This is a genomic window from Corallococcus exercitus (genome assembly GCF_003611585.1).
In the GTDB taxonomy this organism is placed as follows: domain Bacteria; phylum Myxococcota; class Myxococcia; order Myxococcales; family Myxococcaceae; genus Corallococcus; species Corallococcus exercitus.
Genome location: NZ_RAVW01000846.1, coordinates 1 through 750, shown reverse-complemented (window position 1 = coordinate 750; position 750 = coordinate 1). Strand labels below are relative to the sequence as shown.

The 750-nt window shown below is 73.6% G+C and carries 1 protein-coding gene; it reads left to right on the top strand.

What is annotated here, in order from left to right:
* Window positions 1-245: 245 nt before the first annotated feature.
* Window positions 246-750 (top strand): class I SAM-dependent methyltransferase (locus tag D7W79_RS42475; RefSeq protein ID WP_147442376.1); only part of this gene is annotated, 505 nt, incomplete at its 3' end.

Genomic DNA, 750 nt, shown 5'->3' with positions numbered 1-750 from the left:
CCCCCGTCCACCGCCACCCGTGCCTCATATGACGCCCACCTCACACTCGCGCTGCGGAAGGTCCCCTTGCCGGACCTCCTCGTTCGAGGCCTTCCAGGCAAGGAGGGTGCCAGCCCCGGAGGGCCGGGAACCGTCGGAACGCTGGCGGTGGGCGTCCGTTGAGCGACAGCGGGTGGGCAACCGTTTACCCAATGTGTGAATGCCGGGTTCCCGAAGCGCCCCCCAACCGTGCTAGGGCCTGGGCAATGGCTGGGAACGACGCACGCGGCCGCACCCCGCTGTCCCTCGTGGGACAGGAGCCGGACCTCGTCTTCTACACACGGCAGGCCTCCGAACACGGCGGGCCCGTGCTGGTGCTGGGCGCCGCCAATGGCCGCGTGCCCTGGGCGCTGGCGGGCCATGGCTTCACCACCGTGGGCGTGGACCCCTCCGAGGCGATGATCCGCTCCGCCGAGGAGCGCCGTCCTTCCGAATCCCCGGACGTCTCCGGGCGCACGCGCCTCATGGCCGCCGACCCCCGCGCGCTGCGGCTGCCGGAGCAGTTCCCCCTGGTGCTCGCCCCGCAGCACGCGCTGGGGCTGATGGCCGGGCGCGACGACCTGGAGGCGTTCCTCGCCACCGTGCGCCACCACCTGGCCCCCGGCGGCACCTTCATCTACGACGTGCTCAACGCCCCGCGCGAACCCGTGCTGCCGCGCGACGACGACGAGCCCGGCGCCGCGGTGGAGCCCCGCCGCCCCCTCTTCGCCC